Source organism: Methylobacterium sp. Leaf361, from assembly GCF_001424445.1.
GTDB lineage: Bacteria > Pseudomonadota > Alphaproteobacteria > Rhizobiales > Beijerinckiaceae > Methylobacterium.
In genome coordinates this window covers 1-16,968 of sequence record NZ_LMPY01000033.1, presented here as the reverse complement: position 1 = coordinate 16,968, position 16,968 = coordinate 1, and the positions used below count along the sequence as shown (strand labels likewise).

General features: G+C 70.0%; 18 protein-coding genes and 1 pseudogene. 18 read left to right on the top strand and 1 reads right to left on the bottom strand.

Going from position 1 to position 16,968, the window contains the following annotated elements:
* Positions 1 to 123 precede the first annotated feature (123 nt).
* Positions 124 to 912, bottom strand: a complete 789-nt coding sequence (locus ASG32_RS20690; protein WP_056530194.1) for a GntR family transcriptional regulator — start codon at positions 910 to 912, stop codon at positions 124 to 126.
* Positions 913 to 1,075: 163 nt separating this feature from the next.
* On the opposite strand from ASG32_RS20690, the gene ASG32_RS20685 reads away from it, so the two are divergent.
* The 18 genes and pseudogenes from ASG32_RS20685 to ASG32_RS33450 form a co-directional block, all read left to right on the top strand.
* Positions 1,076 to 2,500: an MFS transporter gene (locus tag ASG32_RS20685; protein ID WP_056530164.1), complete on the top strand. Its 1,425-nt coding sequence runs from the start codon at positions 1,076 to 1,078 to the stop codon at positions 2,498 to 2,500.
* 138 nt (positions 2,501 to 2,638) lie between these two features.
* Positions 2,639 to 3,430, top strand: coding sequence for a sterol desaturase family protein (locus ASG32_RS20680; protein WP_056530161.1), 792 nt, complete (start codon positions 2,639 to 2,641; stop codon positions 3,428 to 3,430).
* A 50-nt stretch (positions 3,431 to 3,480) separates the two neighbouring features.
* On the top strand, positions 3,481 to 3,870 hold the full coding sequence (locus ASG32_RS20675; RefSeq protein WP_056530159.1) for a hypothetical protein: 390 nt from the start codon (positions 3,481 to 3,483) through the stop codon (positions 3,868 to 3,870).
* A 28-nt stretch (positions 3,871 to 3,898) separates the two neighbouring features.
* A complete protein-coding gene (locus ASG32_RS20670) occupies positions 3,899 to 4,114 on the top strand; it encodes a hypothetical protein (RefSeq protein ID WP_020095789.1) in 216 nt (71 codons plus the stop codon).
* Positions 4,114 to 4,434 (top strand): DUF6166 domain-containing protein, encoded by a 321-nt coding sequence (locus ASG32_RS20665; RefSeq protein ID WP_020095790.1) that lies wholly within the window; start codon positions 4,114 to 4,116, stop codon positions 4,432 to 4,434. Before ASG32_RS20670 ends, ASG32_RS20665 begins: the two co-directional genes overlap by 1 nt.
* Positions 4,435 to 4,588: 154 nt before the next feature.
* Complete coding sequence (locus ASG32_RS20660; RefSeq protein ID WP_056530156.1) at positions 4,589 to 5,878, top strand: cystathionine gamma-synthase family protein; 1,290 nt, start codon at positions 4,589 to 4,591, stop codon at positions 5,876 to 5,878.
* 237 nt (positions 5,879 to 6,115) lie between these two features.
* A complete protein-coding gene (locus ASG32_RS20655; protein WP_056530152.1) occupies positions 6,116 to 7,408 on the top strand; it encodes a YjgN family protein in 1,293 nt (430 codons plus the stop codon).
* A gap of 3 nt (positions 7,409 to 7,411) precedes the next feature.
* Positions 7,412 to 8,548, top strand: coding sequence for a M48 family metallopeptidase (locus ASG32_RS20650; RefSeq protein ID WP_082557976.1), 1,137 nt, complete (start codon positions 7,412 to 7,414; stop codon positions 8,546 to 8,548).
* Positions 8,549 to 8,723: 175 nt separating this feature from the next.
* Complete coding sequence (locus tag ASG32_RS20645) at positions 8,724 to 9,095, top strand: DUF971 domain-containing protein (RefSeq protein ID WP_042673375.1); 372 nt, start codon at positions 8,724 to 8,726, stop codon at positions 9,093 to 9,095.
* Between the two features lie 64 nt (positions 9,096 to 9,159).
* On the top strand, positions 9,160 to 10,911 hold the full coding sequence (locus ASG32_RS20640; RefSeq protein WP_056530148.1) for a fumarate reductase/succinate dehydrogenase flavoprotein subunit: 1,752 nt from the start codon (positions 9,160 to 9,162) through the stop codon (positions 10,909 to 10,911).
* A gap of 26 nt (positions 10,912 to 10,937) precedes the next feature.
* Positions 10,938 to 11,171: a ferredoxin family protein gene (locus ASG32_RS20635; protein ID WP_020095796.1), complete on the top strand. Its 234-nt coding sequence runs from the start codon at positions 10,938 to 10,940 to the stop codon at positions 11,169 to 11,171.
* 8 nt (positions 11,172 to 11,179) lie between these two features.
* Entirely contained in the window at positions 11,180 to 12,145 is a 966-nt protein-coding gene (locus ASG32_RS20630; protein ID WP_056530145.1) for a HEAT repeat domain-containing protein, read from the top strand.
* 165 nt (positions 12,146 to 12,310) lie between these two features.
* Positions 12,311 to 13,087: a Crp/Fnr family transcriptional regulator gene (locus tag ASG32_RS20620; protein ID WP_020095798.1), complete on the top strand. Its 777-nt coding sequence runs from the start codon at positions 12,311 to 12,313 to the stop codon at positions 13,085 to 13,087.
* Positions 13,088 to 13,251: 164 nt separating this feature from the next.
* Complete coding sequence (locus ASG32_RS20615; protein WP_056530139.1) at positions 13,252 to 14,676, top strand: ABC transporter substrate-binding protein; 1,425 nt, start codon at positions 13,252 to 13,254, stop codon at positions 14,674 to 14,676.
* 6 nt (positions 14,677 to 14,682) lie between these two features.
* On the top strand, positions 14,683 to 15,573 hold the full coding sequence (locus ASG32_RS20610; protein ID WP_056530137.1) for an ABC transporter permease: 891 nt from the start codon (positions 14,683 to 14,685) through the stop codon (positions 15,571 to 15,573).
* 72 nt (positions 15,574 to 15,645) lie between these two features.
* Positions 15,646 to 16,506 (top strand): ABC transporter ATP-binding protein, encoded by an 861-nt coding sequence (locus ASG32_RS20605; protein ID WP_056530135.1) that lies wholly within the window; start codon positions 15,646 to 15,648, stop codon positions 16,504 to 16,506.
* Positions 16,507 to 16,529: 23 nt separating this feature from the next.
* Positions 16,530 to 16,868 carry a ferredoxin FdxA gene (gene fdxA, locus ASG32_RS20600; RefSeq protein WP_056530131.1) on the top strand — a complete coding sequence of 113 codons (339 nt, stop codon included), beginning with the start codon at positions 16,530 to 16,532 and terminating at the stop codon, positions 16,866 to 16,868.
* An 18-nt stretch (positions 16,869 to 16,886) separates the two neighbouring features.
* Positions 16,887 to 16,968: pseudogene (locus ASG32_RS33450) on the top strand (ferredoxin--NADP reductase); the annotation flags it as partial.

Sequence of the window (16,968 nt, the reverse complement as noted above, 5' to 3'; positions counted from 1 at the left end):
GCGCGCGTCGCGTCGTAGGGGTCACGACAGAGGGGCGGCCGGGACCGGATCGCCGGCCGCCGCCCGCCCCTCCCCTGACTGACCGCCGCGCCGACCGCCCGACACGGGTCCCGTCGCGCGACCTCAGAGATCCAACGTCTTGCGGGCGAAGCTCTCGATGTAGTCGACGAGCCTGTCCGACGCGGCGCCGGCAGCCTCGACGTCGCGACGCGCGACCGCCTCGCAGACGTCCGCGTGGAGGTTGGCGGTCAGCGGCAGATCGGCCGCCTGCTTGTAGTGCTGGTACCAGAACCGCCGCGACAGGCCCGCCATGCTCTCCAGCGAGCGCACGGCGAACTCGTTGCGCGAGGCCGTCGCGATCAGCTCGTTGAACTGCCGGTCGAGGCGCATGAACGCCAGATCGTCCGACGCCGCGGCCGCGTCGCGCATGTCCTGCGCGAGCCCCGCGAAGACCTCGCGCTCCTCGCGGGTGGATCGCTCCGCAGCGAGGCGGGCGATCAGGCGCTCCAGGACGCGCCGCGTCTCCAGGAGCCGCAGCTGCGAGCGCACGTTGATGTCCGACACCAGGATGCCGCGCCGCGGCATGACCACGACGAGCCCGTCGCGCGCGAGGCGCTGAAGGGCTTCCCGGATCGGGGTCCGCCCGATCCCGAGCCGTTGGACCAGGTTCTGCTCGCCGAGCACGAGGCCGGGCGGGAGCACCAGGGTCGTGATCATCTCTTCCAGCTGCTGGTAGGCCCGGTCGGTTAGCGTCAGGTCGGGCAGATCGTCGTTGCCGCCCGCGACATGGGGTGCCTCCTGGGCGGCCTCCTGGGACACCTCCTGGGACGTCCCTTTCACGGCCTTCCGCGCCCGCTTGCGGCCCGGCTCGGCGGCGCGGATGGACGTCGTCTTCCCGGTCACGAAGTTCATGGACGACACCCCCGCCACGGCCGGGCCCGCACACCACGCCGCCATCAGCGTGCATGGGGCGGGCCCGCGCACCGCGCAAGGGCATACGTCTGATATATCTTGCGCATCTTAGTAATATCCTGCATGACGACTCGCCGCATATAACTGCGAGGGAGGTTGAGCCATGGCAGGGCCTGTAGCGATTTCCGCCGGCGGCGTGCTGCCGGATCGGGCGACCGCGGACGCCACCGCCCGCGCCGCGGTCGGGTCGGGCGCGCTGATCGCGGCGCGCCTCGAGCGGCTGCCGATGACCGCCTTCCAGCGCAACATCTTCCTCATCATCGCCACGGCGTGGTTCTTCGATTCGATCGATCTCGGCTCGCTCACCTTCCTCCTCGGGTCGATCAAGACCGAGTTCGGCCTGACGACCGCCCAGGCGGGACTGCTCTCGAGCATGAGCTTCATCGGCATGTTCGCGGGCGCGGCCCTGTCGGGCATGCTCGCCGACCGGTTCGGGCGGAAGGTGGTCTTCCAGATCAGCATGGTGTTCTGGGGGCTCGGCAGCCTCTGGTGCGCCTACGCCCCGGACGCGACGATGCTGGGCTACGCCCGCCTGCTGCTCGGCTTCGGCATGGGCATGGAGTTCCCGGTGGCGCTCGCCATCGTCTCGGAGTTCCTGCCGACCGCCAAGCGCGGCCGCTACCTCGCCATCATGGAAGGGTTCTGGCCGCTCGGCTTCATCGCGGCCGGCTGCCTCAGCTACGTGCTGCTCAGCTATTTCGACTGGCGCGCTGTCTTCCTCGCGCAGGCCATGCCGGCGCTGTTCCTGTTCGTGATCCGTTTCCTCGTGCCGGAATCGCCCCGCTGGCTCGCCGACCGCGGCCGGCACGCGGAGGCGGACCGGGTGATGGCGCAGATCGAGCGGCAGGTCGCCCTGCGCCTCGACGGGCGTCCGCTTCCGGAGCCGACCGTCCTGCCCGAGCCGGCGCGGGGCGAGCGGCGCTTCTCGTTCCTCGAACTCTGGAGCCCCGGCTACGCCAGCCGTACGGTGATGATCTGGCTGACGTGGTTCTTCGCCCTGCTGGGCTTCTACGGCCTCACCACCTGGCTCGGCGCGCTCCTGCAGGAGGCCGGCTACAGCGTCGCCAAGTCGGTCACCTACACGATCCTGATCTCGCTCGCGGGCGTGCCGGGCTTCATCGCCTCGGCGATCCTCGTCGAGCGCTGGGGCCGCAAACCCACCGCGGTCCTGATGCTCCTGGGCAGCGCCGTCGCCGCCTACCTGTACGGTCACTCGCCGTCGTTCGGCTGGCTCATCGCCTACGGGCTGATGATGCAGTTCTTCCTGTTCGGCATGTGGTCGGTGCTCTACGCCTACACGCCCGAACTCTACCCGACGCGGGCCCGCGCCACCGGGGCCGGCTGCGCCTCGGCCATCGGCCGCGTCGGCTCGCTCATCGGGCCCTTCGCGATCGGCCTGATCCTGCCGGTGCTCGGCCACGGCGGCGTCTTCGCCCTAGGCGCCGGCTCGTTCGTCATCGCAGCCGCGAGCGTCGGTTTCCTCGGCATCGAGACCAAGGGCAAGTCCCTGGAGGCCATCTCGCACTGACCGGACCGGCCCCGACCGGACGGTGGCGACGTCGCCGCCGCCCGGTCCGGCTGACAACTGATATATCAACGGTATCTCTAATACGGCAGATCCCGGTGGGGGCGCGGCGTCACCCCCATCCCAGCGAGGAGGCGCATCATGGAACTCGCCAACACCCGCATGAGCGAGCGGCAGCGGAACTACCGCGCCAATTACCGCCAGCGCGTGGCCGGCTGGTACAACGGCTTCCTGCACATCGCGATCATCTACACAATCGGCGTCACGGCCCTGTACATCTACATCTCGAACATCCACGCACCGAGCTGGATCGAGCTCGCGACCGTGCCGGTCGTGTTCCTGTTCTGCAATTTCTTCGAGTGGTGGCTCCACCGCTACGTGATGCACCGGCCGCAGAGCAATCCGATCGGGCGGGCCGTCTACAATCGGCACACGCTGCAGCATCACCAGTTCTTCACCGACCACGAGATGCGCTTCGCCGACCACCGGGACTACCGGGTGACGTTCTTCCCGCCCTACGCGCTGGCGACGTTCACGCTGATGTCGATCCCCGGCGCCATCGTGCTCGGCAACATCTTCACGCCCAATGTCGGTTGGCTGTTCATCACCACGACGACCAGCATCTACATGATCTACGAGTTCATGCACTTCTGCTGCCACGTCGAGGAGAACTGGTTCGTCCGCAACATGCCGTTCATCAACACGAACCGGCGGCACCACACGGCCCATCACGACCAATCGATCATGATGGAGCGGAACATGAACCTGACCTTCCCGATCATGGACTGGCTGTTCGGCACCTCGGACCTGAACCGCGGTCTCATCGGAACGCTCTTCAACGGCTACGACACGCGCCACGTGAAGACCGACATGCGCAAGACCGCGCGCACGCCCGGTGCCCCCGAGCCCCGGGCCATGCAGCCCGCCGAGTGACCCGCCGCGTAACCCGCCGCCTAGACTGACGAGCAGCCCGGAACGCCGCCATGGACATGATCGAACCGAACGTCGCCGCGCTCGCGTGGTTCGCCCTCTTCGCCGGGGTCGCCTGCACCGGCTTCTACGTGCTGGCCGGGATGTTTCCGCTGGAGACCCGGCCCGACCTGAGGGCGCGCCCCCTCGGCCTCGCGCTGATCGCGGCCAACGTCCTCCTGCTCGCGGCGCTGACCGGCGGGATGCTCGCCTACGGGGTCGCCGAACTCCGCTGGTCGAGCCTCGTGATCGTGGGCGGCTTCGCCATCCTGTTCGCGCCCGGCCTGTTCAACGTCTGGCCCCAGCGCTGGCGCGACGGCGTTGCGGGCCTGGCGATCGTGCTCGCCGCCCTCTGCGGCGCCCTCGGCCTGCTGCAGCAGGTCGGCGCCGTCTTCGTCCTCTGACCCGCACGCGCGATCCGGGAGGGATCCGATGCCGTTTCCGATCAAGTTCGGCCTGTCGGTCGCCGTCGCGCTCGCGGCGCTCGCCGGCTGGTTCTACATGGGCCATCTCGGCCAGACCGGGCCGCGCTGGGCCGTGGCCTTCCTCGGCCCGTTCATGGTGGTCAGCCTCTGGATCTTCCCCGAGGTGATGCGCAACCGCTCCGACGGCCGCACCCCGCGCCACCGGATCCGGGAGGCGCGGTGATGGACAAGGTCTATGCCGGGGACCGGACGATCGACGGGATCGTCGTCACGGTGAACGGGGCGCCGCTGCCGGATCGGGCCGAGGCCAAGTGCTACTCCCGGAACGGCTTCGAGTGGAGCTACGAGGGTCCCGAGCCCTCGCAGCTCGCCTACGCGATCCTGGTGGATCATCTCGGCGACGCGGCGGAGGCGGAGCGCCTGCAACCGCGCTTCATGCGCGGCGTCGTGGCCAACTTCCAGAACGAGTGGGAGATGACGACGGCCGACGTCGCCCGCGTCCTGGAGCGCTTGGATTCGGGCGGCGCGGCGCGGTCCGGCTGAGACCCGAGGCCGCCCTCCGCCGCGGCGCGTCGGGACCGCGGCGACGTTCCGTAGCGGCCCTGCCTGTGCCATGCTCCCGCGTCCGGGATCCCGGAGTCAGAGCGCAACCGGGCTGCCCAGACCCGGGCTGGGGGCCTGTCGGAGCGAGGCCAGCATGTCCGACGACCGCTACCACCGGAAGGCGCTCGGCAACCGCCCGCTCCGCCCCGAGACGCTGATGCTCGGTTACGGCTACGACCCGGCCCTGTCCGAGGGCGCGGTGAAGCCGCCGGTCTTCCTGACATCGACCTTCGTGTTCACCTCGGCCGAGCACGGCAAAGCCTTCTTCGACTACGTCTCGGGACGGCGCGAACCGCCGGTCGGCGAGGCGGCGGGGCTGGTCTACTCGCGCTTCAATCACCCGAACAGCGAGATCGTCGAGGACCGGCTGGCCGTCTTCGAGGAGGCCGAGGCCGCGCTGGTCTTCTCCTCCGGCATGTCGGCGATCGCCACCACGATCCTGGCCTTCGCGCGGCCCGGCGACGCGATCCTGCACTCGCAACCCCTGTACGGCGGCACCGAGACCCTGATCGCCAAGACCCTGGCCGGATTCGGCATCGCGCCGTTCGGGTTCTCCGACGGCACCGATCCGGCGAGCGTGCGCGCCGCGGCCGACCGCGCGGCGGGCGCGGGACGCGTCAGCGTCGTCATGGTCGAGACCCCCTCGAACCCGCTCAACACCCTCGTCGACCTCGGCCTCGTCCGGGCGGTCGCCGAGGAGATCGGCGCCCGGCAGGGCGGCGAGGCGCCGGTCGTCGTCTGCGACAACACCCTGCTCGGGCCCCTCTTCCAGCACCCGCTGCGCGAAGGCGCCGACATCTCGGTCTACTCCCTGACGAAGTATGTCGGCGGCCACTCGGACCTGATCGCCGGCGCCGCCCTCGGCTCGGCGGCGCGGATGAAGCCGGTGCGGCTTCTGCGCTCGGCGATCGGGACCGGTCTCGACCCGCATTCCTGCTGGATGCTCGGGCGCTCGCTCGAGACCCTGTCGCTGCGGATGAGCGCCGCCAACCGCAACGGCGAGATCGTCGGCCGGATGCTGGCGGCGCATCCGAAGGTGGCGCGGATCCACCATCTCGCGCATCTCGAGCCGGGATCGCGGCAGGCGCAGGTCTACGCCAAGCAGTGCGCGGCGCCGGGCTCGACGTTCTCGTTCGACATCGTCGGCGGCGAGGCCGAGGCGTTCCGGGTTCTCAACGGCCTCCAGCTGTTCAAGCTCGCCGTCAGCCTGGGCGGAACCGAGTCGCTCGCCAGCCACCCGGCCTCCACGACCCATTCCGGCGTGCCGAAGGCGGTGCGCGACCGGCTCGGGATCACGGACGCGACCATCCGGGTGTCGATCGGGATCGAGCACCCGGACGATCTGGTCGCCGACCTCGCGGCCGCTCTGTCGGTCCTGGGCTAGGGACGCGCCCAACGGCGGCCGGACGCGGTGCGCACGCCGTCGAAGCGGTTCGGTCGCATCGCCCGGCAAAGCGTGTCCGGCAACCGGAGACCGCGCGTTAACGACGCCCCGCATTTCGAGCGGTCGCTGCACGACATTGCGGGGACGGGACAGAATTGCGGCCGCGCGGAACTGGTCAGCGCAGGCCTTCCTTCCTAGTGTCTGGCCGCGAAACGCGGCGGGACGATCGACGGACCCATGAATTTGGCAACCGGCACCCAGTTCGACACGCGGAGCGGCGCTCCGGGCACGCGCGTGGCCGCCGTAACCTTCGACCCGCGGGTCAAAGGTCTCACCTGGCTGGCGCTGAAGGGCTTTCTGCTCTCGATCGTGACCTTCGGCATCTACAGATTCTGGTACGTCACCAATCTGCGCCGCTTCTTCTGGGAGCGCACCGCGCTCGACGGCTCGCCCGCCGAGTATACCGGCACGGGCAAGGAACTGTTCCTCGGCTTCCTCGTGGCGCTCGCGATCCTCGTGCCGATCTACGTCGCGCTGTTCGCGCTCTCGCTCGTCGCGCCCGCGCTCGCCCCGTTCTCGGTGGTGATCTCCTTCGTGTTCCTGTTCCTGCTGGGACAATTCGCGATCTACCGCGGGCGCCGCTACCGCGCGATGCGGACGCTCTGGCGCGGCATCCGCCTCGGGCAGGACGGCTCGGGCCTCGCCTACGCGGCCCGCGCGGGCGGCTGGTGGCTGCTCACGCTCGTCACCTTCGGCCTGGCCTTCCCGTTCATGCGGGCGAGCCTGGAACGCTACCGCATCGACCACACCCTGGTCGGGACCAGCAGGATGCACTCGACGGCGCGGGGACGCAGCGTGCTCGGCCCCTGGCTGTTGCTGTACGTAATCGGGCTGGGGCCGCTGATCGGGCTCGGCATCGCCCTCCTGGTCGCGACGGATTTCTCGCTGCCCACGGACCTCCTGGTACCGAAGCCCGGCGGCAAGGCCGGCCAGACGATCCTCAACCCCGCCTACGCGGCCTCGAAGATCGGCATTCTCCTCCAGGCGATGGGCTTCGTGGCCGCCATCTGCGTGCCCGCGGCGCTGCTCCTGCTCCCGTACTACCGCGCCCGCGAGACGCGGGCGTTCATGGGGGCCGCCAGCCTCGGTCACGCCCGCCTCACCTCGAGCCTGAAGGCGCGGCAGTTCTACTGGCCGTATATCGTCTACATGCTGTCGCTCCTGGGCTTCCTGGTGGTGCTGGGCCTCGTCGCGGCTCTGCTGATCTTCGCCGCACGGGCGGCGGGCGATCTCAGCATGCTCCACTGGCTCGTCGTCGTCATCTACCTGGTCGGCGCGCCGCTCTTCGCGGTGCTCTACGTGCGCGTGGTGCAGGCCCGCCTGTGGGCGGCGGTCGCGACGAGCACGACCGTGACGGATCCCGAAGCCCTGGATGCCGTCCTCGCCTCGTCCCGCGGTGCCGGCAGCGGTCTGCAGGAGGGCCTCGCCGACGCGCTCGACGTCGGAGGCGCGCTCCAGATCGGCTTCTGACGCTTGACCCGCGCTTCCCAGGCGGTCGACGCGACGCCGATCGAGGTCGAGGGCCGCTACTTCGACGGCGTCAGCGCGCGGGCACATCCCGTCGCGCTGCGCCTCGACGACCGCTTCCGCGTCTCCGGGCCCGGAATCGCCCAGGACTGGAACCTGCTCGACCTGCGCGCCGCCGTCTCCGTGCCGCCGCTGATGCGGATCGGTCCGGCCGGCGAGCCGGTCCGCGTGGAGTTCTCGGACGCGACGCTCGCCGCCGCGCTCGCGGCGCGCTGCCCGGACCTCCATCGCCGGGAGCGCTCGGGCGGCACGGTGCGGCTCGTGCTCTGGTCTCTCGCGGCCGGTCTCTCGGTCCTGCTCGTGGCGGTCTTCGGCGTCCCGCAGATCGCCGGGCTGCTGGCCCCGATGGTGCCGGACGCGGCCGAGTCGCGGCTCGGGGCGGTGGCGGAACCGCAGGTCCTGCGCTTCCTCGGCGACCCGCCGGCCTGCGCGGAACCGGCCGGCCGCGCGGCGCTCGACACGCTCGTGGCCCGCCTCGTCGCGGCCGGTCGGGCGGAGGGCTCGCTGCCTCCCGAGGTGGCCGTGAGCGTGCGCCGGCACGGCACGGCCAACGCCTTCGCCCTGCCGGGCGCCCGCGTGATCGTGCTCTCGAGCCTCATCGCGCGGGCGCGCTCGGCCGACGAGGCCGCGGCGGTCCTGGCGCACGAGCTCGGCCACGTCCGCCGACGCGATCCGACCCGCTCCCTCATCCGGGCGTCGGGCACCTCGTTCCTGTTGAGCCTCGTCCTGGGGGACCTGACCGGCTCGACCATCATCATCGCGCTGGGCGACGCGGTGCTCTCGGCCGGCTACAGCCGCGACGCCGAGCGGGCGGCGGACGCCTACGCGGTCGACCTCATGACCCGCGCGGGCGGCAACGGCGCGGCGCTCGCCGACATCCTCGAGCGCATCGCCAGGGACAAGCACGACGGGAAGAGCGACGTGCTGGACCTGCTGCGCAGCCATCCCTTCACGCGCGAGCGCGCCGCCGCGATCCGCGCCCAGGCGGGCTCTGGGGCGGCCGAACGCCAGATCCTGTCCGGCGCCGCCTGGACGGCACTCAGGGGCATCTGCGGGCCCGAGTCGAAGACGACCGAGCCGTAGGTCCGGATCACCGGACGGTCGCTGTCCGCGGGCAGCCGCGGCCGACGACCCGGCTCCGGTCTCCGAGCCGGTCGGTGTCGCCACGGCCGGCGGCCTGACTGAGATTCTGAGCAACTAATTGCTGTCGGATCGCCCGCCCCTCGGCTTCTGTGACGCCGGCACAGAGGAGGAGCGGATGGCACACCACGCGACCGGGGTTCCGAACCCGCCCCCGTTCGATCCCGAGGCGATCCCGGAGGCCGCCACCCTCGCGCGCGGCGGGACCGGCCTCCGGTTGCAATGGCGCGACGGGCTGACCGCGACGCTGTCGGCGGAGCGGCTGCGGCTGCGCTGCCGCTGCGCGTGGTGCACCCGTGACCGGGTCGAGCGACGCTTTCCTCAGGCCGCCGCCGACATCGCGGTCGCGCGGGTCGAACCGATGGGCGGCTACGCCGTCCACATCGCGTTCTCCGACGGCCACGCCCGCGGGATCTTCCCCTGGTCCTACCTGCGCGCCCTCGTCGCCGAGGCCGTCGACGACCCGCCCGACGCCGCGCAGGCCGCCTGACCGCGCGATCCGATCCTCCGGCGATCCCACACGCCCCGCCCCTGACCTGACGCGAGATCTTGCCATGAACGCGTTCGAATCCGCGACGAAGACCGAGATTATCGAGACCGACATCCTGGTGATCGGCGGCGGCACCGGCGGCCCGATGGCCGCGATCAAGGCCAAGGAAGCCGATCCGAAGCTCCGGGTCGTCCTGATGGAGAAGGCCAACGTCAAGCGCTCGGGCGCGATCAGCATGGGCATGGACGGGCTGAACAACGCCGTCGTCCCGGGCTACGCCACCCCCGAGCAGTACGTGAAGGAGATCACCGTCGCGAACGACGGCATCGTCAATCAGAAGGCGGTGATGGCCTACGCGCAGGGGTCGTTCCCGATGATCCAGTACCTCGACAAGCTCGGGGTCAAATTCGAGAAGGACGGCTCCGGCGAGTACAACATGCGCAAGGTCCACCACATGGGGACCTACGTGCTGCCGATGCCGGAAGGGCACAACGTCAAGAAGGTCCTCTACCGGCAGCTCCGCCGCCTCCAGGTCGGCGTGACGAACCGGTACATGGCGACGCGCCTGTTCAAGGGCGCGGACGGGCGCATCGCCGGAGCGATCGGCGTCAACACCCGCACCTCCGAATTCCTGGTGGTGAAGGCCAAGGCGGTGATCCTCGCCTGCGGGGCCGCCGGCCGCCTCGGCCTGCCGGCCTCCGGGTACCTGTTCGGGACCTACGAGAACGCGGCGAATTGCGGCGACGGCTACGCGATGGCCTATCACGCGGGCGCGCAGCTCGCGAACCTCGAGTGCTACCAGATCAACCCGCTGATCAAGGACTATAACGGCCCGTCCTGCGCCTACGTCACCGGCCCATTCGGCGGATACACGGCCAACAATCGCGGCGAGCGCTTCATCGAGTGCGATTACTGGTCCGGACAGATGATGCTCGAGTTCTGGCGCGAGCTGCAGGGCGGCAACGGCCCGGTCTTCCTCAAGATGGACCATCTGCGCGAGGAGACGATCTCCGAGATCGAGACGATCCTGCACTCGAACGAGCGCCCCTCCCGCGGACGCTTCCACGAGCGGCGCGGCACCAATTACCGCCAGCGTCCCGTGGAGATGCACATCTCCGAGATCGGCTTCTGCTCGGGCCACTCGGCCTCGGGCGTCTTCGTCGACGAGTTCGCGCGCACGACGGTCCCCGGCCTCTACGCGGTCGGCGACATGGCGAGCGTGCCGCACAACTACATGCTGGGCGCCTTCGTGAACGGCGGCATCGCCGGGGCCGACGCCGCCGCCTACTGCACGGCCAACGCCCTCGCCGACCATGACCCGGCGGACATCGCCGTCGAGCGCGAACGGGTGCTGGCGCCGACCCGGCGCGTCGACGGGCTCACCCCGCACGAGATGGAGTTCAAGACCCGCCGCTTGGTGAACGACTATCTCGAGCCGCCGAAGGTGACGGCGAAGATGGAGCTCGGCCAGCGCCGCTTCGCCGAGATCCGCGAGGACCTCGACCTGCTCTGCGCCCGCGACCCGCACGAGCTGCACCGGGCGCTCGAGATGCAGACGATCCTCGACTGCGCCGACATGGCGGCGGCGGCCTCGCTCTACCGCACCGAGAGCCGTTGGGGCTTCTACCACCTGCGCGTCGACTATCCCGAGACGAACGACGCCGAGTGGGCCTGCCACACGGTCCTGTTCAAGGACGGCCAGGGCCGGATGGCCCACGCGAAGCGCGCCGTCGACCCGTTCATCGTGCCGGTCGCCGCCGAGGAGATGGGCGCCTACCACCAGCTCCGCATCAAGACGCCGGCCGCCGCCGAGTAATCCCGCCCCGTACCGGAGATCGATCCATGCCGATCATCAATCAGGCCAGCAGCGCCGCGGTCGTCATCGACGACGCCAAGTGCATCGCCGAGAAGGGCTGCCGCGTCTGCGTCGACGTCTGCCCGCTCGACATCCTCGCGATCGATGAGACCCGGCAGAAGGCCTACATGAAGTACGACGAGTGCTGGTACTGCATGCCCTGCGAGGTCGACTGCCCGACGAACGCGGTCAAGGTCAATATTCCCTACCTGCTGCGCTGAGGCCGACCATGAGCCCCGTGTTCGATTCCTTCGACGACGATCTCGACGACGTGGCCGAGCGCTGCGCGAGTGCCGACGCCGGCGTCCGGCGCGTCGCGATGATGGAGCTCGCCGAGGCCGTCGGCCCCGCGGCGAAGGTCCTGCTCCTCAAGGGCCTCGGCGATCCGGACGCAGCCGTCCGCGCCGCGGCGGCCAAGGCGCTGGACGAGCACGACGGCGCGGACGTCGTCGAGGGCCTCGTGCGGTCCCTGGAGGACGACGACGAGGCCGTGCGCCGCACTGCCGCCGATACCCTGGCCGAGAAGAAGGAGCCGGCCTGCGGGCCGCTCCTGATCGAGCGCGCCGCGCACACCGACCCGTTCGTGCAGGCCTCTGCCCTGCGGGCCCTGCGCGAGCTCGTCCTGCCGGACGCCCTGTCGGCCGCGCTGAAGGCGCTCCAGAGCCCGTCCCCGGAGGTGCGCCGCGAAGGTCTCGGCGTCATCGGCTACCTCAAGGCCGAGGAGGCGCTGCCGGCGCTGATCGCCACCGCGGGCGATCCCGACCCGACGGTCCGGCGCGCCACGATGGCGGCGCTGGTCTTCCTGCGCACCGGCGGTCCGGGCATCGGCACGCTGATCGCCGGCCTGTCCGACGAGCACTGGCAGGTTCGCGAGGAGGCGGCCGTCTCCTGCGCCAAGATCCGGCTGCCCGAGGCGACGGCGCCCCTGATCGCCGTGATGGACGATCCCGTCTGGCAGGTCCGCACCAAGGCGGCCAATGCCCTGGGCCGGATCCGGGCGCCGGCGGCCGTCGAGATCCTGGGACGGGCGCTGACCTCGGAGGTCAGCAACCTGCGCAAGGAGGCGGCCGCGGCCCTCGGCGAGATCGCCGACCCGCGGGGCCTCTCGGCCCTCGAGGCGGCCGCCAACGATCCCGATCCCGACGTGCGCAAGCTCATCCAGTGGGCGATCGGACGCTGTCAGGGACGCCCCTGATCGATCCGGCCGTCTCGGCCTCGTCGCGGCGCCGCATCCTCCGGGTGCGGCGCCGCTTCACGTCCGCTCGGCTCCGCGATATCCAGACGCTGCCGGTGCCGGCGGCCAGTTTAGAGCTGGTACAGGGTTTGCTGCGCCGCGGCAGGTAGGATGCTGGAGGCGGCAATGCAGACCACGGCGCCGATACGCCCGTCTCAGGCCCCGGCAGGGCTCCAGACCCAGGCGAGCGCCCTCCTGCTGTCCGAGGCCGCGCCCAAGGCCGGAACCGGGCAGCGCCCTCTCCTCGACGGGCTGACCGAGCGCGAGGTCGCCCTCGTGCTGGAGAAGGGCCGGCGCCGCGTGCTCTACCGCGGCGCGACCCTGTTCACCCAGGAGACGCCCAACGACGGGATCTGGATCATCGAGAGCGGCCGCATCCGGGTCTTCTACGCCGCGCCGTCCGGTCGCGAGATCACGCTGGCCTACTGGTACCCCGGCAACTTCGTCGGCGGTCCCGACGTGTTCGGCGCCGGCCTCCACAAATGGTCGGGCATGGCGGCGAGCAATTCCAGCGTGCTGCACCTGCCGGCCAAGGCGCTCCGGCAGCTCGTGACGCAGATCCCGGCCCTCGCGATCGGGGTGATCGACGGCCTGACCTTCAAGGGCCGCTGCTACTCGACCCTGGCCCAGATGCTCGGGACTCGCTCGATCACCGAGCGCCTCGCCCACCTGCTCCTGCACCTGTGCGACCTCTACGGCGTCGCGGAGGAGGACGGGACGGTGATCGCGGCGACCTTCACGCACGCCGACCTCGCCCACATGGTCGGCGCCACACGGCAATGGGTGACGATCAGCCTGAAGCGGCTCTCGGAGCAGGGCGTCCTCGTCACGCGGCGCACGCAGATCGTCGTGCTGCGTCCCGACATCCTCGCGGCGATGCGCGGCGGCGAGGAATGCGCCTAAAACGCGAGCGTCCCGCACAAAACTGCAGCACATCCGGAGCCGCTCGACTTTTTTGCGCAACTAATCGACCCGCAGGCGTCCTCGGCATTTGATCGGACGCGCCGCAGCGCCCGATCATGCCGTCGATGTCTTCGCGACATCGGGCCGAAATGTTGGAGCGGGCGATGACTGGACGATTTCCCGGGCTCAGATCGGTCTCCGCTCTCGCGTCCCTCGCGCTGGCGGGCGTCGGGATCGGGGCACCGGCCCGCGCCGAGACCCTCACCGTCGGCATCGGCACGCAGGACACGACGACCAACACCGCGACGGTCGGCGTGGTGATCCGCCAGCTCAAGCTGCTGGAGAAGTACCTGCCCAAGACCGGCAAGTACGCCGGCACGACCATCCAGCTCGACTGGCAGAACTTCACGTCCGGGCCGCCGGTCACGAACGGTATGATGGCCGGGAAGCTGCAGTTCGGCGCGATGGGCGATTACCCGCTCGTCGTCAACGGCGCGACGTTCCAGAACAATCCCGAGAGCCAATCGCGGCTGATCGCGGTCGCCGCCTACAATCTCCACGGATCCGGCAACGGGATCGTGGTCAACAAGGCTTCCGAATACTTCTCTTTCGAGGATCTGAAAGGCAAGGTCGTCAGCGTGCCCTTCGGGTCGGCGGCCCACGGGATGGTCCTGAAGGCGCTGCAGGACAAGGGCTACCCGGCCACCTATTTCCGCCTGGTCAGCCAGAGCCCGGAGGTCGGCTCGACCAATCTCCAGGAACGGAAGATCGACGCGCACGCGGATTTCGTCCCCTTCGCCGAACTTCTGCCGTTCCGCGGCTTCGCGCGCAAAGTGTTCGATGGCGTCGAGACCAACCTCCCGACCTGGCACGGCGTGGTCGTGCGCTCCGACTTCGCCGACCGCTACCCCGAGATCGTCGAGGCCTACCTGAAGGCCGTCCTCGACGCCGACGCCTGGGTCAAGGCCGATCCGAAGCGCGCCGCCGAGCAGATCGCGGCCTGGACCGGCACCGACAAGGAGGTGGTCTACATCTTCCTCGGGCCCGGCGGGATCATGACCGTCGATCCCACGATCAAGCCGCAGCTGGTCGAGGCCGCCCGCGAGGACGTCAAGGTCCTGCAGCGGCTCGACCGGATCAAGGCGTTCGACGTCGGTCCGTGGGTCGACGACGGGCCGCTGCGCAAGGTCTTCGCCGAGCGCGGCCTGGACTACGCGCAGCAGCGCGCGAGCACCGCCAATTACGAGGTGCGCGGCGAGGACACGTACTGCAAGAGGCCCGTCACCGAGCCGCGCAAGGCCGGCGAGATCTGGGTGAAGGGCGGGGCGATCCAGCCCTACGCGAGCGCGGCCTGCACGCTCGGCGCGCTGAACGAGATGAAGTCCAAGGGGCAGGCCGTCGACGTCGCCTACGTCTTCGACACGGCCCGCGGCATCAAGCTGTTCGCCCGGGAGGCCTTCTACGTCGTCGACGGCAAGGGCGGCATCGCGCCGTTCCTGCTGAAGCAGGACGCCGAGGCCGCGGCGCGGGGCGGCGGCACGGTGATGCCCTACGACGAGGCCCTGAAGGCCGCTGTGACGGGAGGCTAGAACCGCATGGAAGCTGTCGCTCTCCGGCCCGCCGCCGAGTCGCGCCCGCCGCGGGCGGCGCCCCTCCCGCCGCCGGCCGCGTCCACCCGCCCCGCGACCGGCCGCGTCCGCCGCTGGCTGCGGCTGCATCACGGCGCGTTCCGAGCCGCGCTGATCGGGCTCACCTCCCTGATCCTGTTCGTCGCGCTCTGGCAGTATCTGACCGCGAACCGCGTGACCCTCTACGTGCGGTTCCTGAACATCCCGACGCCGATGGACGTCGTGGACCGCGCGGCGATAGCCTTGCGCAGCCCGAACTTCGGCGACCACGTGCTCATCTCCTGCCGCCGGATCCTCTTCGGATTTCTCCTGGCCGGCGGCGTCGCCGTGCCGCTCGGGCTCCTCATGGGGCGCTACCGCCTCCTGCGCGAGATCGCCTTCCCGATCTGCGAGGTGCTGCGGCCGATCCCGGCGATCGCCTGGGTGCCGATGGCGATCATGCTCTGGCCGACCAACGAGGGCTCGATCGTCTTCATCACCTTCCTGGGCTCGTTCTTCCCGATCCTGATCAACACCCTTCAGGGCATGGTCCAGGTCGACCCGGTCCTGGTGCGGGCCGCACGCTGCCTCGGCGCCCGCGAGGCGGCGGTGTTCCGCGAAGTCTACCTGCCGGCCTCGCTGCCGCAGATTTTCACCGGGCTGACGGTCGGAATGGGCGTGGCCTGGGTCTCGCTGATCGCCGCCGAGATGATCTCCGGCCAGTTCGGCATCGGCTACTTCACCTGGGAAGCCTACTCGCTAGTCCAGTACCCAGACATCGCCCTCGGCATGATCACGATCGGGCTGCTCGGCCTCGGCTCCAGCTTCGCGATCCGTCTCGTGGGCCGCCTCGTCATGCCCTGGTCCGCGGCCCGCTAGGCCTCCGCCCGCCGCCCGGCGCGGCCCTCGCCGGACCGGTCCTCCACGCGCGTCACCAATCGGGAGCTTGCCATGGCCGAATCGAGCCGGGGCCTGATCGAGGTCAGCGACTTCTGCCTGCGCTACGAGACGATGGAGGGGTCCGTCGAGGCCGTCTCGAACGCCTCGCTCACCGTCCATCCCGGCGAGTTCGTGTCGATCATCGGGCCCTCGGGCTGCGGGAAGTCGACGCTGCTCAACGCGCTGGCCGGCTTCCTCAAGCCGTCGTCCGGGCGGGTCACCGTCGACGGCGAGGCGATCGCGGGACCGAGCGCGGATCGCGGCATGATCTTCCAGCAATACTCACTCTTTCCCTGGAAGACGGTGCGCGAGAACGTCGAGTTCGGCCTGAAGATGAAGGGCGTCCGGCGCAGCGAGCGCGAGCGACAGGCGCGGACGCTCCTCGGCCTCGCCGGGCTCACGGCGTTCGAGAACCACTATCCGGACCGGCTGTCGGGCGGGATGAAGCAGCGCGTCGGCATCGTGCGCGCGCTCGCCACCGGCCCGCGCATCCTGCTGCTCAACGAGCCGTTCGGCGCCCTGGACGCGCAGACGCGGCTGATCATGCAGCAGATCCTCACCAACATGTGGCAGCGCCTGAAGATCTCGGTGCTGTTCGTGACCCACGACATCGACGAGGCGATCTTCCTCTCCGACCGCGTCTACGTGATGACCGCCCGACCCGGGGGCATCAAGGCCGAAATCGTGGTGCCCCTGCCCCGCCCGCGCCAGCCGGCCCTGACCCTGTCGTCCGAGTTCCTGGGCCTGCGCCGGGGGCTGATGTCGCTGATCCGCGAGGAGAGCCTCCGCGCGATGGGGGGCGAGGTCAGCGCCGAGGCGATGAAGGGGCTGGCGATCGATCTCGAGGGCCAGGATCTCCCCGCGCTGCTCTGACCCCTGCGCCGAGGTGCGAAGTCATGACCTATGTCGTCACCGAGAACTGCATCCGCTGCAAGTACACCGACTGCGTCGAGGTCTGCCCGGTCGACTGCTTCTACGTCGGCGAGACCATGCTGGTGATCAACCCGGACGAGTGCATCGATTGCGGTGTCTGCGAGCCGGAATGCCCGGCCGACGCCATCAAGGCCGACACAGAACCGGGTATGGCGGGCTGGAAGACCTTCAACGCCAAGTACGCCGATCTCTGGCCCAACATCACCGAGAGGACCGAGCCGGCCGACGACGCCGCGGCGTGGGACGGCCGCGACGCCAAGCTGCTCGACCTGTTCGGAACTGCCGACCCGGCGTCCGCCTGAGCGAGGACTGATCCGTCGATGAGCAAGTTCTACGAGGAGCGCGTTCTGTCGGTCCACCACTGGACCGACAACCTGTTCTCGTTCCGCACGACGCGGGATC